Genomic DNA, 22,685 nt, shown 5'->3' on the forward strand with positions numbered 1-22,685 from the left:
TGATATCTCCGGAAGTGGATGGTTAAACGCTGGGGTTAAAACTCGACCCAGACGCCGGTGGCGTCGACGTCGCGGATCTTGCCGGCCAGCGAGCGCGTGTTGGTGCCGCTGGTTTTGGCCACGGTTTGGTCGTCGACCAGGTAGCAATCCTCGCCGACGTCGGCCAGCGTGATCTGGTCGGCCGCGGCCGAGTTTGCGACGTGCCAGAGGCCGCGGCGGACGCGGACACGGATGTCGCCGGCGGCGCCGCCGGTGTTATCGGCGATTGCCTGGGCAATGCCCACGGTCTTCAGCGTGGTGGCCGTCGCGCCCTTGGTGGCGGTGCTGGTGGCGGTGTCGATCGCCACGATCGAACCGGCGTAGATCTTGGTGTTGGCCGCGACGGGGAACTCGAAATCGATCCCGGCGCGGAAGGTGGTGTTGCGATCGGCGGTGAGCGCAGGCATGTGGGTCTCCAGACGGTTAAGGCTGCTCGAAGGCTTAAGCCTTGGGATTGTTCACCTTGGCGTAGGCGGCGGGATCGACGCCCAGCGAGGCACAGATGGCGAGCTCCATTTCGCTGGCCGCCTCGTGATCTTGGGCGCCAGCCCTCCCGGCGGCCGGCGCGGCACCGCCGGTCTGCGTTCCGCGCAGGGCGGCGATCGGCTTGGCCTTGTCGACATAGGACTTGAGGGCGGCGAGGTTCGACTTGCCGAGATCGCGAGCCCAGCCTTCCATGGTCGGATGCAGCCGGCCATCCGACAGCGCGGCGGTGACCAGGCCGTCGATGGTGACCACCTCGGCCTGGATGTTGTGAGTGGCCAGCTGCTCGGTCAGCGCGGCGATATCGGCGCGCAGGCCGTCGACCACGACGATCGGCACGAACAACGCCGGATCGACCTGGTTAGCGCTGAGCGCAACGATTTGCTGGTCGCGCTGCAAGAGCAGCTCCACTAGGTTGACGGCGGCGGCTGCGGTGCCCTCATTGGGCGAAAGCTGGTCGATCAGCTTCTTCAGCTGCACCTTGATGTCGTCGGCAGTCGCGCCGACGGGCATATTAAGCAGCCATCGCAGCTGCTCGAGCAGTTCATCCATGTTGGACTCCGGGGAAGATACGACGGGCAGTGCCCCCGTCTGGGCGGTTAAATCGGCGAGCAGGCGCGAGGCGGCCGCGACGGTCACTTCGTCCATGCCATCGAGCGCGGGGTTGTTCGTGAGGGCTGCATGCAGCAGCTGGCCCACCTCGCCGGTCTTGGGGTCGTAGCTGAAGACCGGGCTGATGAAGCGGTATTCCTTGGCGGCGATCATGGCGCCGGCCTTGTCGGTCCACTCGACATCGATGGCGAACAGGCCTTCGCCGTCCCGCCACTCGACCTTGTGGAACCAGCCGGCCGCCGGCGCCGGCTGGCCACTGGTTGCGGCCGTCAGGGTCTGGTGCTCGTAGTCGATTACATACGGCGTCTCCCGTGCGTTGACCTGGGCAACAATGCTGGCTGCCGTGGCCGCATCGATATGCCAGGCGTCGCACTCCTTCGGGCGTCCATCACGGGCGCGGAAGGCCCCGGCCGGCATCAGCTGGATAGCGCTGGAGCCGGTCGAGATCTCGACAGAGAGGCGGGCGATAAGGGCACGGGTCGTCATGTCGCCATGATGGCGACGGGACGGTCATGGGGTGAGGTGGAAGCGTGTCACCCGGAGGGATTGGGTGTTGCGCGGGAGCGTGACGGGCGCGGATGCCGCTGGGAGCGGTTTTAACATGCCCTTAACGCTAGTGACGCCCCCTAGGGTGTACCGACGGTGGTCCAGAGGCCCTCAGAGGCGCCACGGGCGCGTTTTCCGGATGGGGTTATCCCAGGAGGTTGGCCAGGTATTCGGAGACTGTACGCTCGATATTGTCGGCGTCTACCTGCGTGAGCGCAAGGAACGGACGCGCGGGGATCTTGGTCTTGCTTTCGCTTGAGGTGTACCGGACCGTCCGGGCACGCTTGTGCGAGTCCTTGGCGAATACCGCCAAGCGGGCAGCTCGGCCTTCTGCACCCTGGCGGATCAGGTTGCCCCGTGCATCGGTACGCAGCCGCACCCAGCCGGAATGCGCAGCACGGGTAATCTCCCCGCCGAACTGGTGGATAGCCGCATAGCGAACATTCGTGCCGACGGCCGCCGACTCGCCGTCGGCCCGTGAGACGATGGAGGCGGCCAACCGGCCCTTGTCCTGCAGGATCTTCCCGTCCCCGCGGTGCTTGCGCGTGGCTGGCGCCAGGCCAAGCCACTTGGGGCGCCCCTCCTGGGCGAAGTTCTCCTCGACGGCGTCGGCCATGATGCCGGCGATTGACCGCATCAGCGGACGCTTGCTGCGCGAGAATCCAGCCAGACGCCCCAGCGCCTGGTCGACGTTCTTGAAATCGATGGAGATCTCGATCATGGCTGCTGCTTCCTATATTGGAGGAATGTACCGCGCATGACGTCGACCGCGCGCAGCCGATCATCGTCGGACGGCGCGCGTGCATTGGCCACACGGTAGCTCCATCCGTCCTTGCTGTACTCGAAACCGGCCGCGATCCATTCGCCGCTGTCGGCCAGGTACGTCTTAACGTAGCGGCGCGTGAGCCGCCAGGCGCCGTCGACCTGCTCCCAGGATAGCCAGACCTCATCAGGCGCGCGCACGGCATCGGCCAGCAGGCCGGCATAGCGCTGGCCCCAATTCCATTCTGGCGGCGCTGGCGTAAAGAGCGCGTCGGAGATGGCCAGCCTGGCACCGGTGACATCCTCGAATGCGGTCGATGCGCCAGGCGTCACGCCGAAGCGTTCCAGGAATGCCGCGCTGTAGCGCTCTGCCGGCTGGCCGGGGGCGAGCAGACGATCGGCGCCAATCGGCGTGGGAGCCGGCGGCGCCACCGGCGTGGGGGCGCCGTGGGGGATGCTGCGGACCAGGTCGGCACGCGGGGGCGGCGTGAGTGGCGCGGCCCATGCCTGGCCGGCGTTAAAGCCAAAGCCAGGATCGGCCATGAAGTTCTTGCCGGTGATCGGATCCTTGTAGGCGACCGTGGGCCGGGTCTCTCCGCCCCGATTGATGACCTGGTCGACCTCGGTGAGCTGGCCCTCGCTGGAGGATGGCGCCAGGTCGAGGCGATCCACGTCGCCGCGGCTGCGCGTGCGGACCCGGCAACGGCACCGGTAGCCATTGGGCGGGTAGAAGGTCTTCCAGAACGGATCATCGTAGCGGTAGACCCGCCCGTTAAGCACGCGGTGCGCCGGGCGCGTTCGATTGTCCATCACTGCCACGTATTCCCAGTACGGGCGCTCGTCGACGTTTTCAAGCTGGGTTGCGAACCGGCCGGCCATATAGGCCGACTGCATGTTGGTGCGGAAGATGGTGTCCAGCCGCCGCGGCGTCAGGCGCTTGCCCTGAATCTCGCCAGTCTGCTCGTCGACCAGGTAGCCCTTGCCCAGCCAGCCCTTGCGCTCCAGGGTGGGCATCAGGTCCTTCTTGAACTCGGCGAAGGTCTTGCCGTCGCTTAACGCCTTGTCCAGGGCGCCGCGAATGTCCTGGAGCACGTCGACCTTCATCACACCGGCGGCGGTGAATGCGCGCGCATGGGATTCCTGCCAGACGTCCTCCCATTTGAAGCCGATGGCGTAGCCCTTGCTCTGGAAGTACTCGATGGCCTGTTCGGGCTGGAGGCCGATGGCGTACGCCAGGTCAGGCGTTGCCATTCAGACGCCCCCACACGTCGGCCACGAAGATGGCTCGCGCCAGCAGCTCGGCCACCGCCGCCTCATCGAGATTTGGGTACGCGGCCACCAGCGCCTCGATCGCCTGGTCGGGGTTCTCCCCGGCTTGGACGGCCTGAATGGCTGGTGCGAGCAGCTTGGCCATCTCGGCACTTAACGCCTCCGCTGGCAGGTTGCCGGCGGCGAGATCCAGGGTGTGCTGGTCCGGGTAGACGATCTCGCCCTGATCGTTGGTCAGCACAGCACGGTAAGTCGTCGCGGCTGTCCTGGCCGGCACTTCCTTCGCCCGCATCTCAGGCGGCACGATCATTTCCGGCCGGGCGATCTGCAGCACGTCCTCACCTTCCTTGGGCTCCGGTATGGCGAGCTTCTCGTGCGCCCAGGCGCGCGGCACCTTAACGCCCAGGCCGACCAGCTTGGGCAGCGCGTCGGCGTAGAGCTTCATGTCTTCCGGCGCCCGCGTGTCGAAGACGAACTCCGGCATGCGCCGGCGGTCGACCTGGTCGAAGTTCAGCGCACAGATGGCGTAGATGATGTCGCGCTTGATGGTGCCCGCGAGCTGGCGTGCATCCGAGACCATCAAGTCGTGCCGGACCTCGTTGTGCACATTGCCCAGGGCGTTGGTCGATGACTTCCCGTCGGCCTGGCTGGTCAGGGTGCCGCCGAGGATTACCTTGGACTGGGTGCGCTCGCACCAGCCGATCATCGCTTCGAAAGGCTCCTCTGTACCCTTGGCGGCTTCCTTGAAGTCGATGGCCATTCCTTCCGGGATGATCCCCGCGGCGTTGTGGCCGATCTCCGAGACGGCACGCAGTAGCGCCAGCTTTTCGTCCTTGCTGGCGCCGGTGCCATAGGTGCCCACCCGCAGCGGCAGGCCATAGATCTCCAGGAACTCGGCCAGATCCCGCACCGAGAAGTTCTTGAACAGGTACGGCCAGGCCAGCACGCGGTGCAGCCCGCCCCGCGCCACGTAGCCGGATTTGGCCTTGTGGCGGTGCACTGCCCAGCCGAACGGCCAGAGCTCCTCGCCGCGGGCCTGGTAGCCGCGCAGGCGCAGCTCGTCCGGCTCCCCGAATGGCGTCATAAACCAGCGTTGGGGGCGGTGTTCGAGTTTGGCTGGCAGCCAGACACCGTCCACGCGATCCCAGCTGATTTCGAGCGCGGAGAACCCGTGGCCGACTGCATCCAGGAGGTCGAGCAGGACGTCTTCGAAGTCCGGCAAATCCCGGAACCACTGGTCGATCAGCTGCGCCTGGCGTTTTTCCTGTGCCGACGCGCCCGCTGGCGGGTTGATGGACCAGTCGAGTGTCAGCAGCGCGCGCTTGCGCTTGCTCATCTCGGCGAAAATATGCCCGTCCTTCTCTTCCATGTCCTGGAACAGGTCGGACTGAGCGATCAGGTCGCCGATCTCCGCCAGCTCCAGGATGCGTGCCAGACGGGCCGGCGTAAGGCCGCGCGAGGGGTGGCCGGCGTAGTCATGATGCAGGGCCTGCAGGCGCGCGGACTGGGATTCGGACAGGACTGCCTGCTCGATGGGACGTCCGAACTGGTCAACGATCTTTGCCATGGTGGTTCCTACCAGGCGCCGCCGGCGCCCGAAATCATGCCATCGTCATCCGCGCGCCCGTCGTCTTGCGCATGCTTTGGCACAGAGGTGTATTCGTATAGCCCGTGGGCGCGCGTCGACGCGATCATCCACAGGATCTGCAGCCCGGTCAGGCCGTCATAGTGGTGGTGGGACTGCTTCTCCGGCCAGGTGTCGAGTTCGTCGAGCAACTGGCGTAGATCAGGATGCAGCAAGATGCTGGCGGCCAGCCGGTCGGTGATGAACGGCTCGAGGGAGTCGATGCGTACCTCGGCTGGCACCGTCGCGGTAACGCCGACCAGGGGCAGCGGCACACCGGCAGCCATGCCGGCCTTGATAAACGTCTGGCGCGAATGCTCGTAGGCATTGTTGTTCTCGAAGCCGATCGCGCGGCACTTGAACTCCCGTTGCATGCCAACCAGGTCGGCCTCGAGCTTGGACGGCACGCGACGCTTGATCTCGGCATGCACCACGTGCAGTTTGCTGTTCCATGTATCAAAGCCGCCGACCAGGAGCGAGGATGGGTCGGACTTCTCATTGGCTCCCATGGATGGGTCGCAGGCGCCGAACATGATCCAATGCTGCAGGCGCTGCACCCAGAAGGTGATGTTGCCGAAGACCTTGTCCTCGTCGGTGCGGGGATCGCCCTGGAGCTCTGTGTTAAACGCCCTCAGCGCCTTCGCGCGCTGACGCATCAGCCAGAACAGGGAGCGGACCGACGGCCAGGAAATCCTCGCGCCGGCATCCATCTCGGCGCGGTGCTCTATGTAGAAGCGGTACGAGGGGAGTTCTTCCTCCGGGATGACGTTGCCGGCCTTCGATGCCTCCTCGACCACCACACGGTCTTGGTTGCGCATGAGCTCCTCGCACTGCGCCCACAGGTCCATATTGGCCGGCATCTGCTCGATCGCGCGGAAATGGTGGACCACGTGGCCGATGGTCTTCTTGGCGCGCGATATCGGATCGTCCTTGTCCAGGACAGTACCAACGCCGGCATACTTAACGCTGCCGTCCGGCGGACCGAGGTAGTCGATCGCCTTGGTCAGCCAGTTCCAGCGGTTCTGGCGCTCCGTGGGGCTCTTGGCCTCGGCATCGGTGATGAGGTCATCGCCCATCAGCAGCTTGGGCCGGCTGGCGCCGTGAAAGGTGCCGCGGATGGCCTGGTCGGCGCCGAACGACTCCAGCTTAACGTTTGTGCTGAAGACCGCTTCGCCGATTCGCCAGAGGCTGGTGCTGCCGCAGGCGTCCGGGAAGTCCAACAGCAGCATGGCGTTCGCCGTGAGCTCGGTCTTAACCACCTCGATCAGCTTGGCCGGCAGCTTCGTTTCGGCGCCCAGCAGGATGACATAGTCGATGAAGGGCGGCAGCGCGCCTTCCCAGCCGATTTCCTTCTGCACCTCAGGACGCTGCAACAACCCGCGCACGACGCACCAGGCCGGGCCGATCTTGGTGGCCAGCGACGACTTGGCTTCGCCGCGGGGCGCCACCCACCATTCGAGCGCGCCGCGGGGCTGCTCAAGTAGCTGGGGGAAGCGTTGGCAGAAGTGCCCCTGGAAGCTCGACGGCGTGCCGCGGATGTGGTGCGGGAAGTAGGTGTAGGCGAAGAACTGGAAGTCGCCATCCTTCAGCACGCGGCGGCGCCGCGCGGCGATCGCTTCCGGACTGGCGTCCAGGCCGGACTGGTGGGCCTCAATATCACGAAGGAGCTTTGCGGACAGTTCCGAAAGCTCCCTTTTGAATTCGCGATCGGTCAGGATCTCAGCCATACGCTTTGCTCAGTTCGGCGCCGAAGGGCTCCAGGATCTCCGCGAAGGCTTTGATGTGCTGCGGGTGCCGGTCCTTAACGAACGATGCCAGGCGCTGCAGCACGTCCATGGCAGTGGCCAGCTCGGACGTCTCGGGCAGGATCCGTTTGCTGGCCGAGATGGTCTTGTTGTACGCGTCGGCGAGACTGGACAGCATTTGCACCTTCGCGGCCGGCTTGATCTCCGCGTCGGTGGTGATGGCATCCATGGATGCCTGGTACTGCGTCACCAGCCCGGCCAGCATCTGGCGGGCGATGTCTTCGATGGTGCCGCCGGCCATGAGCTGGGCGGCCTGGGCCTTGTCCCAATCGTCGCCGGCCACGCGCGCATCCGATTTCCACCGGCGGGCGGTACCGTAAGACACGCCCGCCTTCATCGCCGCCACCTCCAGGGTGAGTCGATCGAATACGTACGCGCCGCGCACCTTGTCGCGAGTTGCCTTGTCGTGGGCCATTGCCTCTTACAGCCCCAGCTTAACTTTGGCGACAGCCACACCCACCGACGTGAAGACCGATGCCAGCGCGCCGGCCACGGCGCCGGTGGTGGCCGCCTTGACCTCGACGGCGCGCAGGCGGCCATCCATTTCTTCCAGCTTGGTGTCCTGTCGCGCCTGGTTGACCAGCATCATGTCCAGCTTGCCTTCGATGCGGCCGAGGGTCTGCGTCTGTTCCTTGTCGTTCATCAAGTTCTCCGGGGAGCGAAGTGTTGTTCCAGGCGGACCTGGCAGTCGATACAGAAGCGGCAGCCCGGCACCGCCAGGCGGCGCGCCTCGGGGATCGGCTCGCCGCAGGCAGCGTCCTGGCAGACCTCCGCCGAAGGGCCGGTACCGAGCCGCGCGCGCACGTCGCTGATGGCGTTATCGCGATCGGCCTGTTCGAGGGCGGCCGCCTGATCGAGGGCGCGATTACTTAACATCCTTGCCCTCGTAGTAGTCGATCAGGCTGTTAATCTGCTCTTCCAGCTTGCGGGCTCGCGCGCCGTAATCGATGTGATGGGTCAGGATTGACCGCGGATCGATCCCCGCAGCGACGAGCTCGTCTTCTCCAGCAGAGGCGAAACCGGCGGCGGGCGTTTGAGCAGGTGCGCCGGCGGCTTGGGAGACGGCGGGCACTTGAGCACCGATGGCGGCGTTGTAGTCCCGCAGCCAGCCGCGAGTAAAGACGCACTGAGGAAGAGGCTTGAGCGCAGCGCCAGGCGCTTCGCGATAGACGGATGTGACACGGTCGACCCTCGTATGGAGTTGCTGGGAAAGCGTGTCGATCTGGCCCTCGGCTTCGGATAGCCGGGCACTGAGGCGATCGCCGCGTGCGGTTTCGGTGGCCAGGCGATCGGCGGCGTCCTTAACGGCTTTAGCCGACGCCTCAGCAGTCTGCTGGCGCAGCTGCGCCAGGTGGGCATCACCGATGGCGGTGGCGCGGCTCGCGCCGTACCAGAGGCCGCCGGTAGCGCCAAGCGCGGCTCCGGCTAGCAGTGCCAGCACCGCCAGGGCGAGTGCTTCCAGGCGGTTAAGCTGGATCATTGGCCTTCCTTTCGCGGGCGACCTGGGCGAAGCGCATGATGGCGGTATAACCGCCAACGCATCCCAGGTAAGCCCACCACACGTCGGTGGTGAGCTGGTTAAGCCAGCCAGCACGCAGGAACAGGATGGTAGCCACGAGGTTGGCCACGTTCGGCCACAGCTTGGTGTGCGACAGCCGGCCCGTGTTCGCGTCGGTGATGAGTTCAGCCAGGCGCTTCATACGATGCCGGCCATCCGCATGGCGTTGTCGATCAGGGCTGGGCTGTAGGGCTGCTGGCCGTTCTCGTGCTGGATGATGGCCACCACCAGGCCGCGCATGGTGCGCGGGTTGGTGACATCGATGTGTGCATCGGGGTGAGCGTCCACCGCGCGCGCGACACTGGCAATGTAGGCCGCAGTGTCATTCTCGCTCTCGGGAGCCCAGCGGGAGATGATCTCGCGGACGGTGTCGATGCCCTTGTCGCCGACGCCAGGCCGGCCGGCCTTGCTGCCGTAGTTCAGCAGGATCTTGCAGATAGCACGAATGCCGAAGCAAGGTTCGGTGAACTGGCAGAAGTCCTTGTCGGTGCGCATGTTGGGCGCGATTAAGCCCTGCCAGCCATCGCCCCAGCGGATGTTACCCGGATTGTTATTGCGGATGCCGCGTGGTTGCACGTTTGCCCCTACATGTGACTCTTGATGTAGGTGCCAGTCTGCTGGTGCGCTCGCGAAGCGAGTACCTCAATCCATGTCAGGAGGCAGAAAAGACGAAGCCCCGCACGCGGCGGGGCTTAACGATCGTTTGCGACTATCAGAACAGTGTAGCCTGAGTTTCCTTCGGCGGTCCATCCCGATCGGTCTGATTCAGGATGCGCCAGACCTGGCGGTCCGACATGCGGTAACGCACCGCCAACGTGGCCACGGCATGCAAGGCGCTGTGTTCGCGCGTGATGCCGTCGAAGTCGGCGCGGATCTGGCGATCGCGCAGTTCGCGCAGCGCTATCGAGCAGAGCGGAATATAGGCTTCCTGACCACCCAGCATTTCGACAAGCTGCATCGCAGCGGCTTCGCCGACAGACTCGACCAGGATCTGAAAGCGTGCCTCGCCGGCCGCATTCTTGCGCATCGGTACCGGGAAGGTCGATCCGCCAAGCCTATCGACGAGCTTGAGCGCCGCCGTCACGCCGATCTTTCGCACGATCTCCTGCACGAGAGTAGGCAGCAGGTTACTGACTTCGGACAGATCCATCCCTATCTCCCGTGGCGGTTCGCGTCGTAGCTCAAGGCTGCAATCAGCTTGCCCAGCATGGCCGGATTGCAGAAGGAAATCGAATCGACGCCGCAGATTCTGCGGACCATGCTGGTGCGTCCCTCGGCTGCACGCTCTAGGTAGGCCCAGTCGCGGCCGGCGGCCTTCAACTGAGCACCGAGCTTGCGCACCAGGGCGGCGCGTTCGGGAGGCGCACGGCGCGCCTTGGGTGCCAGCGGCTTGAATCCGCATTTTTGCAGATGCGCCAGCACCTTCTCGGCCTGTGCGACTGTCAGGTCTTTGGATGACTTAACGCCAGCTACCGACTGCAGCATCGCGCGATACACATCTTCCTCCATCGCCAATTGTTTTTTGGCGACGTGGATCTTGGCGAGAATGGCGCGATCGAGCATGGCGGTGGGTGCGTGTTGGAGTGGCTAGCGAATGGACAACGTCTCTAGCATTTCGTTCTGCAACAGCTACTTTTCTTCGCGATCGCTGCGCTCGTCAAAACGCTTCTGGCCGATGTACGCCACGCCGGCGATCACCAGCATGGATGCAAGCAACGAGGCCGCTATCATCAGTTCCCGCATTGTTTAACCCTCCTCTTGTTCTTCGATGCGCTTGCTTTCTTCCGCCCAGCCCCTGCAGAGGGCGGACACTAGGAGGCCGCAGTACGCCGAGGCGAGCGCGACCGCAATGGCACCCCACACGAGGGCGTGAATCGATATCGTTACATCACCCATGGTTCATCCTCTTGGCTACTCATCAGTGCCAGGCCACCACGCCTGGCAGACCGCCTCGCGGCGGTTTCGCTTACTTGGCCTTAACGTTTCCGCCTGTTGCCATAGCGACGTCGATGGCCTCCCGCCGGTAATACGTGGAGCAGCCACATTTAGGGCAGATCTTCTGCATCGCGCCCTTGATGGTCTTGTGGGGAACCTCATGGAGGTCGGATGTCATGCCTTTCCACCGGCAAGCGCGGGTGCGCGTGCACTCGATTGCGATGTCGCTCGGGTAAGCCTTCGTGTTATTGCCTTCAACCATCACGCACCCTCCTTGCTAGCGCTCATGGCGGCGTCGATCTTCTTGCGTACGTCACTGAGGAATCCCTCGACCCGAACTGTGCTGCCGGTATCCAGCGTGATTTCAACGCCGTAGTTGCCGTTGTAGTCAATCTGGTGCATCAGCAGAATGCGCTCGCATACGATCTGCACCGGCGTGCCGTAGCCTCTATAGGCTTGCAGTTCAACAAACGTCATGCTGCTCTCCTATCTTCCGCTGCTGGTGGCGTGGTGCTCATTGCGGCGTCGAACGACAGGCATACCCAGCCGTCACCCAGGCCGTAGCCGCGCTGGATGTGCGAAATCACGCGGATTGCCTCGCGGCCGGTGTATTCGAGTGGTGCGCCGGCCTTCATTTCCGCGCCGGTGTGTCGCGTCTCTCGCAGGTGCAGGACGTGGCCGACCTGGTATCCGCGATCATCGAAACGAATTTCCGCTGCCTTGCGCCCGGTGATGACTTCCTCGAAAACATACGCGTCAGCCTTTAGGTCGTGCCATTCCGTAACGCGGCTCGGAATGCGCGCAGCAGGCGATGCACTCCCTTTCAGCTGGGTAGCGTCACGCATACCACGCTCATAGCCCTTTTCCTCGGCGCGCTGACATTCGGTGTGCCGTTGAGCGTGCAGTCGATGAATCTCGCGGTGCAGATCCGTGTCGTCCTCGCGGTGGCGCTGCAGCTCGTCCTCTATCTCGCGCACGCGTGCAGCATCGATGCTGCACATCGGATCGCGGAGCTGGCTCGCGCCGAAGTGCTCGCGCGCCGCTGCTTCGTCGGTGAACGTCTCGTCGCAGTGGAAGCACCTCCAGGCAGGCGATGCGTCCTTGTCGACGCACGCATTGCACTCGCGGTATTCACCTTGACCGATATAGACCAAGCGGCCGCCTCCACATTTGGTGCATGAACCCGATTGATGCGAGTGCAAGTGCAACGCGCTAGTAGGCGATGTGTTCTGTTCGGTCATGCTGCCTCCGCCGTTGTCTGCGCCGGATAGCCGATCGAAACAACGCTGACGGCTTCATTCTTCTTGCAGAAGTGGCTGAGCATCGACCGCACCGAATTCCAGACAGGCGTGTAGTGGGTCAGTGTCTTGTTCATCTCCGCGAACAGCTTCTCCCCCCGACGTTTCCCCAAGTCTTTGACGAGACCGGACTTAACCTTGGCGCCATAGAGCGACTTCGTCACCGGCCGCATAAAACGTGTGGCTTCATCGCAGTCTCCTTTCATCCATGTTCCCTTGAAGACGTCGTTGACGTAGACCATCAGGATGTATTTCCGTGGACCATCCCGCTGCACCTCAACATTCACCTTGAAGCCGTCGCAGGCCAGCTCCAGCCGGCCCCATGGGGATGCCAGCTCATGTTCGATGGCGGTGATCTGCTCTTTCGTGATTTTTCCCATATTCCCTCGGCTGCTCATCAGTACCAGGCCACCACGCCTGGCAGACACCCGCCGGAGCGGGCGTTTCGCTTCGTGAGGTCAGGCTACAGCCGCCTTCAGGTTGCTGCCGGGCTTGAACTTCGGCGCCAGTGAGGCGGGCACCTGGATGGCCTCGCCGGTCTGCGGGTTGCGCGAGACACGCGGCGCCCGCTTGGTCACCGAGAAGGCGCCGAAGCCGGTCAGTGCGACGGTGCCGCCAGCGGCGAGGGTCTTGGTAACGCCGCTGATGACCGCATTCAGCGCGCGTTCGGCCTCGGCCTTGTTCAGCTTGGCTTCATCGGCGACGTGGGCGATCAGGTCTTGCTTGTTCATGGTGCGATTTCCTTCAGGGATTAAAGGGGTGTCCGGGTCTGGTTGAGCCGCCCCGGCGCGGAGTGCTTAACGGGCTTTCCAGCGGTATTCCGGCGGGCCGATGTGGGAGAGCTCACCGCCTTCGGCGTCCGTGAGCTTGAACCGCAGTCGGTTGTCGGATGCCTTGATGAGCGTCTCACAGGCTTGCTTAACTTCCTCCTCGCGAGAGCCATCGCAGCTCAGAACGTTGGCCCAGGAGCCGCTGCTGTTCATCTTGAGTCGGATCTGGGTGAAGTCCTTGTCCATATCCGGTCCTCAGATCTTGGCGATGTCTAGCGAGATGGGCCGGTACTCTTCCGAGTCGCCGACACGCTCGTAGAAGCGCACGTATGCCTTGGTGCCGATCACCTGGACACTGTCGCTAATGGCGAACATGGCCTGCTTCCAGCGCGGATCCTGGATGTCGAGGCGGCGCAGCGAGAGGATGCGGCCGGTGTTGAGGTTGCCTTCCTTGTCGGTCTCGAAGGCGCCCTGAACGACCGCCTGCAATTCGGGGCGAGCCCCCTGGGTCCATTCGGCGAGCAGCTCGTCGATCATCCCCTTGGCCGCCTGCAGGCGCTCATCGAACGTGATGTTCTCTGCGCGAGCGATCTGCACCTTGTACCGGCCGTCGAAGCTGAACAGCGTCACGTTGCCCTTTGCGCCGCCGACCTTGGCGCCGTACTCCTCCGCCGACATGCTAATGAAGGCCTCGGTATCGCCGAAGACGCGCTTCTTGAAATCGGCGAGGAGCTGGTTGTGACGCTTGGCCAGGCTGACCAACTCACCGACGACCTGGTCGCGCGTGCGGTCGATGGGCTTAACCATCTCCTCGCGGATTAGACGGCCGCGGGCGTCCTGCATGTAGCCGGCCGGAGTTTCAATTGCTGCTTTCGTCATTTCCGTTCCTGTTCGTTCGTACTGGTTGCTGTTAGTGGGTCGTAGCGGGCGCAGCGATCGCGCCGGTCTTCACGATGACCGTCTGACCGGCCCACTTGGCCATGGCCTGCGCACGTATGTGTTTGGCGTTTGCCACGAGCGCTTGATAGGAGTGGTGCGAGATCCAGCCCACGTTGACCGCTAGATGGGCGAGCCCGGAGGCGATTGCCGCAGATTCGTAGGCAGACAATGGATCGTCGGTCGACAGGATGATGTCGAGCATGCGCAGATAGCCGATGGCGAGCTTCTCCAGCTCGGGCGACCAGTTGACCTTGTCGTCCATGCAGGCGCGCTGAAAGAGGGCCTTGCTCTGTGTATTCATTGGTTCTCTCCGACGATGTCTGCGCGCCGGCTGCCGGCTGCGCGGAGGAGTTCTTGACGTGCCTGCCCTGACATCGGGGTGCGCGGGGCAGGTTCTGATACGGTTACAGGCTGATGGCGTGCCGGTGCCGTTCCGAAGCCAGCATGGCCGGCACGCTGCGCTTCGGTGTGTCGCTCCGATGCAGCGTCCGACTTGTTGGAGAAGCCAGCCACGATGGCGCAGAGATAGCCGTGGGATTTCAACGGCAGTCTCAGCGAGCCCGTATCGCGGTTCGCCAGCATCTGCTCGAATGCCTGGCCCCAGTACTCCAGCGGCGCAGGCCAGGTGCGGCCGTGGCCGTCCTCTACCGTGCCAGCGTGGATCAACGGCACCAGCTCGGCCAGGAGTGCCGCGACACGCTCATAACGCATCTCGGTCTTAACGGGCGCGAACAGGCCGATGTACCCGAGCAGCGGGCGCAGGAGCTTCCCCGCCGCGGGGTGGGCGTTCAGCAGGTGCAGGATCGCGTCGCGCACTCCGTCGTGCGCAAACACGACATCGAGCGTCAGCGCGTTCCGGCACACCGGGCAGCGGAAAGTCGGCAGCGGCATCAGGCAGCACCTCCGGCAGCCTTCATGACCTGGTCGACATTGATACGGTCGAGGTACGCGATCAGGCTGCCAGTCTGGGCTGGCGTGAGCTGGACCGACTTGCGGCCGTCGCTGATGGTCAGGTCGCCGCGGGAGGACAGCGCCGCACTGAAGCCATCGGCGCCGGCAGGCGCCGCGGCACGCGCCTTAACCACACGCTGACGCGGGTTCAGCGTCTCGTCAGGCGGGTTGTCCGGGTTGATGCGGTAGGCGTTGACGGGCCGGCCGCCCAGCTCCGATGCGAGCTTCTCCACCAGGATCTCGCCGCGGTCCAGTTCGCCAGTGATATAGCTGGCGGGATTCTCGACACCAGTTTGGTCTGTGATTTCCGGGGTACGAATGCCCGGCGTCGACTTGATCTTGGCGATAACGAGCTGCTTGTTGGTCATGACGATTCCTTTCATGCAATGACGCGCGGACGGGTGCTCTTAACACCCTGCGACGGGTTGGAGATCTGGCCGAACTGATAAGCCATCAGGGCCACCAGGAGCGTCCAGACTAGGATGCCCAGGCGGGTGTGCAGGAATGCACGGAAGCTGAAGCCGGGTTTCATCAAGCCTCCTCAGCGAGGTTTCGCAGGCGTGCGTTAAGGGCTTCGCGGCGCTGGCGATACTCCAGCTGGAGCCAGTTCCAGTTGTGCTCGGCCTGTTCCAGTTCGTTGCGCAGCCAGCCGAGCTCACGGCTTGCGCGCAGCTCTTCGCGATCGACGGCGCGCAGAGCTCGCTGGGCGGCAACGCGAGCGGCCATGCGGCGGACCTCGGCGCCGACGCGTGCCAGACCGACGCGCACTTCACGCGCGATGGGGCCGTCGAAGCGAGGACGTGCCGCGAGGGTTAAAGCGCCGCGCGGGCGCGATGCATTGCTATGGGTTGTCATGCAAGCTCCTCGGTTGTCGGCTTGATCTGCGGTGCGCCCACTTCGGGCAGCGGAAGGGTTCTGGTGTCGAGGGCAGCCATGGGGACCTCGGCAGCGACAGCCTTCCTCGGCGCCCGCTTAACGACGGCCGGCTGGGTCACCACCGGCCGCGGCTTGAACTGGCAGCCCTGGCAGGCCTGCCAGTGATGCATCTTCATCGGGTTGTGGTTTGGTGCCTTGCCAAGCGCCTTCTCGCGGCAGTGATCTGTATCGACCCGCTGCCCGTCATACGGGCACTCAATCCGCTCGAATGCCTGGCGATAGCGCATTTCGATGCGGGACGTGCTGGCCTTGCCGCTGCCGTATTCGCCCAGGCCATTCAACACGATCGAGAGCGTCGGACGCGAGACGCCCATGCGCTCGGCGACCTTGGTGGCGGTGCTAGCCCGGACTTCCCGCTGCAGCCCTGCAAACCAGTCAGCCGCCATATATGCCGGCTGCGTTTTCACTTCACTGCTCATCGTCGAATCCTTTCTGTTCCGTCCACATGACGCGGTTGTATTTGGGGTTCGGGTCGAACACCTGGCGAGTGCGCTGGATCATCGGGGCGCGCGGGCCGGTGTCGAGCTTGAGGTAGTAGCGAGCGGGCAAGGGGCGGCGGCCGAGCACGGCTGGCCGTGTCTCTTCGAGGTAGCCAGCTGCTGCGAGGCACAGAACATAGGACTTGGCCGTCTCGTCGGACACCTGATGCGTATCGGTGCTCGCCAGGCCCGCGAGCTCACGATGGTTAAAATCGCTGCCCGGACGGCTGAACATGCGACGCATCGTCCCCCACATGGCCTCGTTGCCGCCGCCTTGGGTCACGATTTCCCCGCGTCGGCTGATGCGGGGCGCCTCAACGCCGTTATCCCGGAGGAGACGGTAGGTTCTGCGTGTTGCCAGGCGACCCACCTTCTCCTCCGCGATAACCTCGATGAATTCAGCCTTGAGCAGGTTCTTAACGTAGTCCTGGATGATGCTTTCCAGGCCGCCGACGGCTTCCGCCAGCTCGCGCTGGGTGAAGCGGCTACGGCTGGCGCGAATTGCTTCCCAGACGCGTTGGCGCGGAGACTTGCCGCCCTTCATTTCGAGGCTGACTGCCTTACGCGGCATACGCTGCCTCCTCGCCCTTGGTCTTACGTTTGGTGGCGACAGTGGCCGCCTGGTAGAGCTCGCGGTCACCCCAGAGGGCAAGGGTCATCTCGGATTCGGCCATCATCATGGCCTCCTCATGGATGCGCGCCAGGTTCACGCACACGCGGCGCACGGAGCCGGCGGCCTTGTGCACGACGTGTTCCAGCAGGTCATCGGCGACCTTAACGTCGTGGCAATAGATGGGGGCCAGCTTGCGGGCGTCGTCGACCGACACGGGCGCGGCTTCGATGCGGGCCATCACGCGGCTGTCGAATGCCTCCCAGCTCTTCAGCTTGGCGGGAATGCGCTTGTCACCGACCAGCAGCATGGTGCCGTGGCTGCTCTCGTAAATGTCGCGCACGAGCTCGATCATCGAATCGCTGCGCAGGCAGTTATTGAACTCGTCGATAATCAGCGGGCGGCGGCTGCTGCGCAGCTGGTCGCTGACCTGGTCGAGCATGGCCGGGATAGTCTTCTCGGGCTCGATGCTCATTTCCGCGAGGATTTTGGCGAGCAGGGTCTTGCGGTTCCAGGCACTGCGCATCTGGACGTAATAGCCGCGCATATGGATTGCGACTGCATTGCTGGCCACCGATTTTCCGGTGCCGGGATCGCCAAACATCACGCCAATGCCCGGCAGGCCATTAACGCGGGACAACAGCTTTTCCAAGGTCACCGAGACCAAGTGGAGATTGGTGATTTGCGCGATGCGGTTGACCGTCGCGGTGCGTTGCGTCATGATTCGGGTGCTCCTGAGTACTGGTGCGCTACTGCTGGAACAGCAGCGCGTTGGTTAAGCGGCCGCCTCCTCAGGCGGTTTTCCGCTGGAAAGTCCGGAACTCGGCGGTCTCCTGATAGGTGTGCCGCCATTTCTTTGCCTTCGCGCTGTCGATTTCCTCCTCGTTCAAATTGATCAGGCGATTCCATTCGGCGAAACGCGCATCGGGTGTGGTCGGAACCGACCAGGCCGGCGCCAGATCGACCGGCAGCGTCACAACCTCTGCCGCCGGCCGCAATTCGTTGACCTCGACGTCAATCGCTTCGAGATTGCGGGCGCGCTGCTCGAGCTGCTCGCGGGTAATATTCAGGAAGCCGGGAACGACGAAGGTGTCGCTGTGCTCAATGGCCGGCGTGCCGTGCAGCTCCTCGCGGACTTCGGACAGCTTGTTCTCCAGGCGCTTCTCCCGGCCGGCGGCGCGCTGCTCGCGGGCACGCTCGATGACCGACTTGGGCATGTAATCGCGCTTGTTGGCGTCCAGGCCTGCGGTGCAGATGAAGCGGCCGGTGGCGTCATAGACCCAGACCTTGCTGGGGTCGTGAATGTCGTATCCGACGGCGAGCTGCTCGCCATGGAACTCTTCCAGGTCACGGTTAAAGTAACGGTTACCGAACAGCTCTAGCTCAGCACGGCGCACGGTGCGCAGGAGCTGCGGCCGGAACAGGGGCACGGCCTCGTCGTCAAGCACGCGATGCGGCTCAAAACCCTGCTGCACGAATTCTTCCCATTTCTCGTTCGGCGTCATGTGGCGGCGGCGGCCGGAGATCGGGTCGGTGAACTTGGGCAGGCTGCGGTGCGGCCGATTGTTGTACTCGTCGACCTTCTTCTCTACGCGCGCGACGAACTGCACCCATGCCATGAGCGGCATTACGACAGCCTCACCGCCGGCGGCGATCGCCTTGCGCGACAGCTTGAACGTGGCCAGCTTGGCCTCGCGGTCCATGTCCTTGCCGATGTAGCCCTTGTCTTCCTTGGCGGCCTTGACCCAGATGGTCTGGTGCAGCTTTTCTATGACGCCGCGCGCCTGCGAGTTGTACGGCAGGCTATTGACCATCTCGGAGCCCAGGCGGCCCATCAGGCCGGTGGCGTCGTCCGTCATCATCTCGTTGACATAGCCGGAGCCGTTGTCGACGTAGAAGATCGCGCAGATGCCGTTGTCGATGCAGGCCATGCGCAAGGCATCCAGGACAGCGAGCGCGCTTTCGGCCAGGCCGACAGACCAGCCCACGGCCTTGCGGGTGGCAATATCGACGATGGTCGTGATCTCCGGCCGGAATGGACGGCCGTGCAGCGGGTGCTGGACCTCGCTGTCGTAGGTATGGCCGTCGCCGCTGTAGATATCGCCCGGCAGGAGGTGTTCGAAGCCGCGGCGAACGAATGGCTTGAGCGTCTTAAGCTCGCGCGCGCCCATGCGGCCGGCTTCGCGGCTCACGTTGCCGATCTTGTCCAGGAAGCGGCGCACCTGGTGAATACTCGGCACGACCGCGCCGGGCACCTGCTGCCAGTCCTTAACAAACAGCTCATAGGCGTGAGCGACCGACGGCTTCTCCGGCCGCTGATAGCGCCCGAGGAAGAACGGCGCCCAGTCCGGCACGGACATGTCGCGCTCGGCGCGCTTGGGCACCAAGCTCCCGCTGCGCTCGTACTCGACGAAGCGAAGGATGCTGCGAACCGATGGCAGGCCGTCCTGGCTGCTGCGACCGCGTTCGTCTCGGGCCAGCTTGAGCATGGCCACCAGCTGGTCGCTGGCCGTGCCAATGCGGGCCATGTCCAGCAGGACCGTGGCGGCACGCTTCATGGAGTATCGGGAGCGCTCCATCAGATGGTTAAGGGCCGTCAGCACACCCTTGCGGGCGTCGGCCTTGAGCGTCTGGGCCTTGGTCTCGTCGCGGCGCTGGTGCAGGGTGACCTCGCGGGTCACTACGGCCGGCACGGCGGCAGTGGCCACAAGATGCTGGGCGGCTTTGGCGCGGATGGCATCCATGACCTCAGAGGGCGGGGTGTATTCACGGCGGGTGCCGCCGATGCCAGTTGCCTCATCGAATGACCAGGACTCGCGGGTTGCTCGCGCAATCAGCTTCCCCTTTGATGTTGGGAGCCCAGGCAGTCGCATGCCGAGCAGCTCGGTAGCGCTATAGCTGGACTTAACAGTTACCTGGTTCATCGCAACGCTCACGCCTTAACCACGCTTGATCTTGTTCATGAGCTGGCCGAACAGCTTCTCGTCCATCTGGCCCTCGATCGACTTCTGCTTGGCTCGAATGTGGCGATCGAGGACCGCCATGGCGCCGAATTCGGCACAGAGGGCCTCATCTGCGGTCAGCACCCGTCGGGCAAAGTGGCCGGCCATCCATTCCAGCGGGCGGTAGTCTTCGCAGACCGTCATCAAGGCCATGAAGGCGTCGACAGGGATCCGGCGGTCCGCTTGGCTGGGTGCGACCCAGAGGTCAAGGTGTGCCTTCGTCACCGGGCGGCACAGGATCTCAGCCATGCGGTCGGCGACGCGGTCGCGGGACAGCCCTTTGCCAAAAGCGGCATCCAGGGTCATCACGAGGGCTTGGCGAATGCCAGCATCCAGGGCGTTCTCGCCCTTTACAGCAACCACGCCGGCGGGGGTCTCGACCGCGAAGACGTCAAAGTTGAGCGCGAGCTGGTTGGCACTTGGCTCGGAACGGTTGGGCTGGCGGCGTTTGGTCATGGCTGTCTCTGGCTGTTGGTCGCTATTCAGCGTGTCGGTTCGATTCACTTTCCCTGCGTTAAACTGGAGTGCGTAGAGCTACGCGGCACACTTAACGCTTACGCTTTCGACGTCGCCGATATACTTGTGGGCATAGCGAGGGCGAATTCGGCGACCCTCTGGCGTCCAGCGAGCGGGCCAGAGCTCATGCGCAGGAATGCCGAGGAAGTCGCTGATAGCGAGCTCGCCGGAATAGGCGGGGCGGCTCAGGGCATTTCGGACGGTAGATGGCGGCAGGCCGCGCTCTCTGGCCAGGTCGTTCATCGTGCTGCCGCGCTTGCGAATGGCGGCTTTGATGTCTTCCTTGTGCCACCCAACGAGTTTGGTTTCGCTCATGGTCGGATCTTCACTTCAACCGGTGTCAGCCGGTTTTTTGATCGGGGCGTAATCCCGAAGGTTTGGTTTAGCGAAGATTAACCGTGCCGAAGTGTTCCGTCAATAGTGTTCCGCAATGGGAACACTTTATGAGCACCCCACTTACGTAGGGCATCGTATTAACTGTTTGATTTTATTGAATTTAAAAGAGCGTTTCCTGCGGCCTAAGTGTTCCGCAAGCAGGAACGCTTACAAGAGGAATAAGTGTGCCGGCAAAAAAACTCACGTCCGCAGCCGACATAGCGAAGATGCGCCTGCCTGGCCTGCCGACGACGAAGGGGAAGATCATCGAGCGGGCCGCGGCGGAAGGCTGGTACTTCGAAGAGCGGAAAGGTCTCGGCGGGACTCGTCGAATGTATGAGGTCCCCGAGCAGTACATTGCCGGAACCTCTTGGCAGCCTCCGCATATTGCGAAGGTGGTCGGCACTATTGCCGCCGGCACATCCAAGGTGGACACAGAGCTCCTGCAGCTCGCGGAGGAGGCGCTCGACGAATGGCTTCGGGCGAAGGCGCTGAGTGTCGATTCGCGGCGCAGAGGCGCGATCGTGGCGCTGCTATACGACTACATGGCCAAGGGCGCTGACCAGGAGGATGTTGCCAACATGCTCAAGGTTATGGGTGAGTGACATTGGATGTGCGCCAATCCCCTCTCCCGAGGGGGCGCACATTCCCGGTGCAGGGAGCACCTTATATGCCTTTTCGGGAAGGCATGTTGTGGTGGAAAAAACAAAAAAGGCGTTACAAGGGGTCCTGGAGCAGGTCGTTGGGGAAGCGATCAGCCCTTGCAAGGTGGGATGCACGGAGTTCCGGGGCACCGTCCGGATTGACGGCCGTCCGGCGGCCAATGACGTGACGTATCGGCCGCCTTGGGCGAGGCGCCTAGTGTTGTTTGCCGTCTGCCTGCTTCCGTTCTATCTCGGTGTCAAAATATCTGCAAAAGTGGCCTGTTTTCGTCGTTTTTTTCGCAATTTTTTTTGGCCTTTGCTAAGAGATCAGAAGGCTGCAATCCCTTGCGGCGCCTGGATTTCCGACTTTTTGGGTTGTTTTTTGGTTGGTGTCAAAACGATCACCTCCCCACAGCGAACCATTCGCCGGTATGGATCAGCACGAAGAGGGACTGGTTGGGCACCACCACTTCGCCGGACAGGACCGTCAGCCCGGTGACGCGGCCGTCGTGCGGGGCGCGCACCAGCGTGTCGTCGAGCGCGCGCCGCGCGATGGCCAGCGCGGCCTGGCGCGCGTGCATGGCCGCCACCGCGCCCGCTTCGTCGCCCACCGCCTGGGCCGTGGCGGAGCGCTGCACCTTGGCCTGCTTGAGCGAGATCGCCGCGTCGCGCTGCGTGACCTGGGCCTGGTCCAGTTGCTGGGCCGGCACGTAGCCGTCCGCTTCGAGCGGGCGCAGGCGCTCCACCGTGCGCGCGGTCAGGGCGTAGTTCTGCGCGGCGCGCGCGGCCTGCTCGGCGGCGATCGACGCCGCCGCCTGCTCGCTGGCGATGCTCCTGCGCCGGGTGCCGAGCGCGGCCTGCGCCAGCTCCAGGTCCGCCTGCGCCTGGGCGACGGCCAGCCGGTAGGGCTCGGGGTCGATCTGGAACAGCGGCGCGCCCTTGGCGACCTGCTGGTTCTCCGTGACCCACAGCCGGGCGATCCTGCCGCCGACCGGCGAGGCCACGTGGACCACGTCGGCGTCGAGCGTGGCGTCGTCGGAGGACGGGAAGCGCGCGATGCGGTGATAGGCGTAGAAGGCCATGCCGATGCCCAGCACGACGATGGCCGCGGCGATCAGGCGGCCGCGGATGGCGGGTTGGCGTGCGCCGGCCAGTTTCATGGAAATTGTCCCGTTCCGAGCAACCAGGCGAGCACGGCGACCGTCACGCCGATTGCGGTGTTGACCAGCAGTTGGCAAGGCACGATCTGCGCCCATCCGGTGGCGACGAACACCCGGTGCGCAATCACCGCGCCGAGCGCGCCGATCAGCGCGCTCAGCAGCCAGAGCGGGAAGTAGGCGCCGAACAGGTCGAACGCGGGCGCGCCGCCGAACGCGCAGCCCTGCAGCGAGGCGCACGGCGCGGCCAGCGCGGCCAGCGCCGGCATGCGGCGGCGGCCGCGAGTCCATTGCCCGAAGGGCGTGAGTGCGCTGCTTTCTGTCTGAAACATCGTCAGTTCAATGATCGGTTTCAAGGATCGGCCAGCTCGCTTC

Annotated in this window: 33 protein-coding genes, 2 other RNA genes and 1 pseudogene; 1 reads left to right on the top strand and 35 read right to left on the bottom strand. The window is 64.0% G+C overall.

Features of this window, described 5'->3' with window-relative positions; translation table 11 throughout:
• Positions 1 to 35 precede the first annotated feature (35 nt).
• The 33 genes from AC3WXD_RS07345 to AC3WXD_RS07505 form a co-directional block, all read right to left on the bottom strand.
• Entirely contained in the window at positions 36 to 446 is a 411-nt protein-coding gene (locus AC3WXD_RS07345; RefSeq protein WP_492323424.1) for a hypothetical protein, read from the bottom strand.
• A gap of 34 nt (positions 447 to 480) precedes the next feature.
• Entirely contained in the window at positions 481 to 1,620 is a 1,140-nt protein-coding gene (locus AC3WXD_RS07350) for a phage protease (protein WP_492323425.1), read from the bottom strand.
• A gap of 205 nt (positions 1,621 to 1,825) precedes the next feature.
• Complete coding sequence (locus AC3WXD_RS07355) at positions 1,826 to 2,401, bottom strand: phage virion morphogenesis protein (RefSeq protein ID WP_492323426.1); 576 nt, start codon at positions 2,399 to 2,401, stop codon at positions 1,826 to 1,828.
• Positions 2,398 to 3,693, bottom strand: coding sequence for a phage minor head protein (locus AC3WXD_RS07360; RefSeq protein ID WP_492323427.1), 1,296 nt, complete (start codon positions 3,691 to 3,693; stop codon positions 2,398 to 2,400). The genes AC3WXD_RS07355 and AC3WXD_RS07360 overlap by 4 nt, the downstream gene beginning before the upstream one ends.
• Complete coding sequence (locus AC3WXD_RS07365) at positions 3,680 to 5,278, bottom strand: DUF935 domain-containing protein (protein ID WP_492323428.1); 1,599 nt, start codon at positions 5,276 to 5,278, stop codon at positions 3,680 to 3,682. The genes AC3WXD_RS07360 and AC3WXD_RS07365 overlap by 14 nt, the downstream gene beginning before the upstream one ends.
• Before the next feature lie 8 nt (positions 5,279 to 5,286).
• Complete coding sequence (locus tag AC3WXD_RS07370; RefSeq protein ID WP_492323429.1) at positions 5,287 to 7,062, bottom strand: hypothetical protein; 1,776 nt, start codon at positions 7,060 to 7,062, stop codon at positions 5,287 to 5,289.
• Positions 7,055 to 7,555 (bottom strand): DUF1804 family protein, encoded by a 501-nt coding sequence (locus AC3WXD_RS07375; protein ID WP_492323430.1) that lies wholly within the window; start codon positions 7,553 to 7,555, stop codon positions 7,055 to 7,057. The genes AC3WXD_RS07370 and AC3WXD_RS07375 overlap by 8 nt, the downstream gene beginning before the upstream one ends.
• Before the next feature lie 6 nt (positions 7,556 to 7,561).
• The gene (locus AC3WXD_RS07380; protein ID WP_492323431.1) at positions 7,562 to 7,783 is read right to left on the bottom strand and encodes a hypothetical protein; all 222 of its coding nucleotides are present in this window, start codon (positions 7,781 to 7,783) and stop codon (positions 7,562 to 7,564) included.
• Positions 7,783 to 8,016: a TraR/DksA C4-type zinc finger protein gene (locus tag AC3WXD_RS07385; RefSeq protein ID WP_492323432.1), complete on the bottom strand. Its 234-nt coding sequence runs from the start codon at positions 8,014 to 8,016 to the stop codon at positions 7,783 to 7,785. The genes AC3WXD_RS07380 and AC3WXD_RS07385 overlap by 1 nt, the downstream gene beginning before the upstream one ends.
• The gene (locus AC3WXD_RS07390; RefSeq protein ID WP_492323433.1) at positions 8,006 to 8,620 is read right to left on the bottom strand and encodes a hypothetical protein; all 615 of its coding nucleotides are present in this window, start codon (positions 8,618 to 8,620) and stop codon (positions 8,006 to 8,008) included. Before AC3WXD_RS07390 ends, AC3WXD_RS07385 begins: the two co-directional genes overlap by 11 nt.
• Positions 8,607 to 8,840: a DUF2644 domain-containing protein gene (locus tag AC3WXD_RS07395; RefSeq protein WP_492323434.1), complete on the bottom strand. Its 234-nt coding sequence runs from the start codon at positions 8,838 to 8,840 to the stop codon at positions 8,607 to 8,609. The genes AC3WXD_RS07390 and AC3WXD_RS07395 overlap by 14 nt, the downstream gene beginning before the upstream one ends.
• Positions 8,837 to 9,274, bottom strand: a complete 438-nt coding sequence (locus AC3WXD_RS07400) for a structural protein P5 (RefSeq protein WP_492323435.1) — start codon at positions 9,272 to 9,274, stop codon at positions 8,837 to 8,839. The genes AC3WXD_RS07395 and AC3WXD_RS07400 overlap by 4 nt, the downstream gene beginning before the upstream one ends.
• Before the next feature lie 136 nt (positions 9,275 to 9,410).
• A complete protein-coding gene (locus AC3WXD_RS07405) occupies positions 9,411 to 9,848 on the bottom strand; it encodes a Mor transcription activator family protein (protein ID WP_492323436.1) in 438 nt (145 codons plus the stop codon).
• Positions 9,849 to 9,850: 2 nt separating this feature from the next.
• Positions 9,851 to 10,261 carry a gp16 family protein gene (locus AC3WXD_RS07410; RefSeq protein WP_492323437.1) on the bottom strand — a complete coding sequence of 137 codons (411 nt, stop codon included), beginning with the start codon at positions 10,259 to 10,261 and terminating at the stop codon, positions 9,851 to 9,853.
• Between the two features lie 342 nt (positions 10,262 to 10,603).
• Positions 10,604 to 10,666, bottom strand: an RNA gene (locus AC3WXD_RS07415) — hammerhead ribozyme type II.
• 228 nt (positions 10,667 to 10,894) lie between these two features.
• A complete protein-coding gene (locus AC3WXD_RS07420) occupies positions 10,895 to 11,110 on the bottom strand; it encodes a hypothetical protein (protein ID WP_492323438.1) in 216 nt (71 codons plus the stop codon).
• Positions 11,107 to 11,874 (bottom strand): DUF3850 domain-containing protein, encoded by a 768-nt coding sequence (locus AC3WXD_RS07425; protein WP_492323439.1) that lies wholly within the window; start codon positions 11,872 to 11,874, stop codon positions 11,107 to 11,109. The genes AC3WXD_RS07420 and AC3WXD_RS07425 overlap by 4 nt, the downstream gene beginning before the upstream one ends.
• Positions 11,871 to 12,311 (bottom strand): hypothetical protein, encoded by a 441-nt coding sequence (locus tag AC3WXD_RS07430; RefSeq protein WP_492323440.1) that lies wholly within the window; start codon positions 12,309 to 12,311, stop codon positions 11,871 to 11,873. The genes AC3WXD_RS07425 and AC3WXD_RS07430 overlap by 4 nt, the downstream gene beginning before the upstream one ends.
• 4 nt (positions 12,312 to 12,315) lie before the next feature.
• An RNA gene (locus tag AC3WXD_RS07435) (hammerhead ribozyme type II) lies at positions 12,316 to 12,382 on the bottom strand.
• 7 nt (positions 12,383 to 12,389) lie between these two features.
• Entirely contained in the window at positions 12,390 to 12,662 is a 273-nt protein-coding gene (locus tag AC3WXD_RS07440; RefSeq protein WP_492323441.1) for an HU family DNA-binding protein, read from the bottom strand.
• 66 nt (positions 12,663 to 12,728) lie between these two features.
• Positions 12,729 to 12,947, bottom strand: coding sequence for a hypothetical protein (locus AC3WXD_RS07445; protein WP_492323442.1), 219 nt, complete (start codon positions 12,945 to 12,947; stop codon positions 12,729 to 12,731).
• 9 nt (positions 12,948 to 12,956) lie between these two features.
• On the bottom strand, positions 12,957 to 13,580 hold the full coding sequence (locus AC3WXD_RS07450; protein ID WP_492323443.1) for a DUF3164 family protein: 624 nt from the start codon (positions 13,578 to 13,580) through the stop codon (positions 12,957 to 12,959).
• 31 nt (positions 13,581 to 13,611) lie between these two features.
• Positions 13,612 to 13,941 (bottom strand): hypothetical protein, encoded by a 330-nt coding sequence (locus AC3WXD_RS07455; RefSeq protein WP_492323444.1) that lies wholly within the window; start codon positions 13,939 to 13,941, stop codon positions 13,612 to 13,614.
• On the bottom strand, positions 13,938 to 14,531 hold the full coding sequence (locus AC3WXD_RS07460; protein WP_492323445.1) for an HI_1489 N-terminal domain-containing protein: 594 nt from the start codon (positions 14,529 to 14,531) through the stop codon (positions 13,938 to 13,940). The genes AC3WXD_RS07455 and AC3WXD_RS07460 overlap by 4 nt, the downstream gene beginning before the upstream one ends.
• On the bottom strand, positions 14,531 to 14,959 hold the full coding sequence (locus AC3WXD_RS07465) for a hypothetical protein (protein WP_492323446.1): 429 nt from the start codon (positions 14,957 to 14,959) through the stop codon (positions 14,531 to 14,533). Before AC3WXD_RS07465 ends, AC3WXD_RS07460 begins: the two co-directional genes overlap by 1 nt.
• An 11-nt stretch (positions 14,960 to 14,970) precedes the next feature.
• Positions 14,971 to 15,123: a hypothetical protein gene (locus AC3WXD_RS07470; protein ID WP_492323447.1), complete on the bottom strand. Its 153-nt coding sequence runs from the start codon at positions 15,121 to 15,123 to the stop codon at positions 14,971 to 14,973.
• Positions 15,123 to 15,446 carry a hypothetical protein gene (locus AC3WXD_RS07475; protein WP_492323448.1) on the bottom strand — a complete coding sequence of 108 codons (324 nt, stop codon included), beginning with the start codon at positions 15,444 to 15,446 and terminating at the stop codon, positions 15,123 to 15,125. The genes AC3WXD_RS07470 and AC3WXD_RS07475 overlap by 1 nt, the downstream gene beginning before the upstream one ends.
• Positions 15,443 to 15,946, bottom strand: coding sequence for a MarR family transcriptional regulator (locus AC3WXD_RS07480; protein ID WP_492323449.1), 504 nt, complete (start codon positions 15,944 to 15,946; stop codon positions 15,443 to 15,445). The genes AC3WXD_RS07475 and AC3WXD_RS07480 overlap by 4 nt, the downstream gene beginning before the upstream one ends.
• Positions 15,936 to 16,577, bottom strand: coding sequence for a hypothetical protein (locus AC3WXD_RS07485; RefSeq protein WP_492323450.1), 642 nt, complete (start codon positions 16,575 to 16,577; stop codon positions 15,936 to 15,938). The genes AC3WXD_RS07480 and AC3WXD_RS07485 overlap by 11 nt, the downstream gene beginning before the upstream one ends.
• Complete coding sequence (locus AC3WXD_RS07490; RefSeq protein WP_492323451.1) at positions 16,567 to 17,337, bottom strand: AAA family ATPase; 771 nt, start codon at positions 17,335 to 17,337, stop codon at positions 16,567 to 16,569. The genes AC3WXD_RS07485 and AC3WXD_RS07490 overlap by 11 nt, the downstream gene beginning before the upstream one ends.
• Before the next feature lie 70 nt (positions 17,338 to 17,407).
• The gene (locus tag AC3WXD_RS07495; RefSeq protein ID WP_492323452.1) at positions 17,408 to 19,540 is read right to left on the bottom strand and encodes a transposase; all 2,133 of its coding nucleotides are present in this window, start codon (positions 19,538 to 19,540) and stop codon (positions 17,408 to 17,410) included.
• Between the two features lie 15 nt (positions 19,541 to 19,555).
• Entirely contained in the window at positions 19,556 to 20,074 is a 519-nt protein-coding gene (locus AC3WXD_RS07500) for a hypothetical protein (RefSeq protein WP_492323453.1), read from the bottom strand.
• A 78-nt stretch (positions 20,075 to 20,152) separates the two neighbouring features.
• Entirely contained in the window at positions 20,153 to 20,449 is a 297-nt protein-coding gene (locus AC3WXD_RS07505; RefSeq protein WP_492323454.1) for a helix-turn-helix domain-containing protein, read from the bottom strand.
• A 245-nt stretch (positions 20,450 to 20,694) separates the two neighbouring features.
• Here AC3WXD_RS07505 and AC3WXD_RS07510 point away from each other — a divergent pair, with 245 nt between their 5' ends.
• Entirely contained in the window at positions 20,695 to 21,114 is a 420-nt protein-coding gene (locus AC3WXD_RS07510) for a hypothetical protein (protein ID WP_492323455.1), read from the top strand.
• 446 nt (positions 21,115 to 21,560) lie between these two features.
• Here the strand turns inward: AC3WXD_RS07510 and AC3WXD_RS07515 are convergent.
• Positions 21,561 to 22,313 (bottom strand): annotated as a pseudogene (locus tag AC3WXD_RS07515) (HlyD family secretion protein); the annotation flags it as partial.
• A complete protein-coding gene (locus AC3WXD_RS07520) occupies positions 22,310 to 22,579 on the bottom strand; it encodes a YtcA family lipoprotein (RefSeq protein WP_020204621.1) in 270 nt (89 codons plus the stop codon). The pseudogene AC3WXD_RS07515 and the gene AC3WXD_RS07520, both read right to left, overlap by 4 nt.
• Positions 22,580 to 22,685 lie beyond the last annotated feature (106 nt).

The organism is Cupriavidus sp. FW216-B1 (assembly GCF_058789195.1).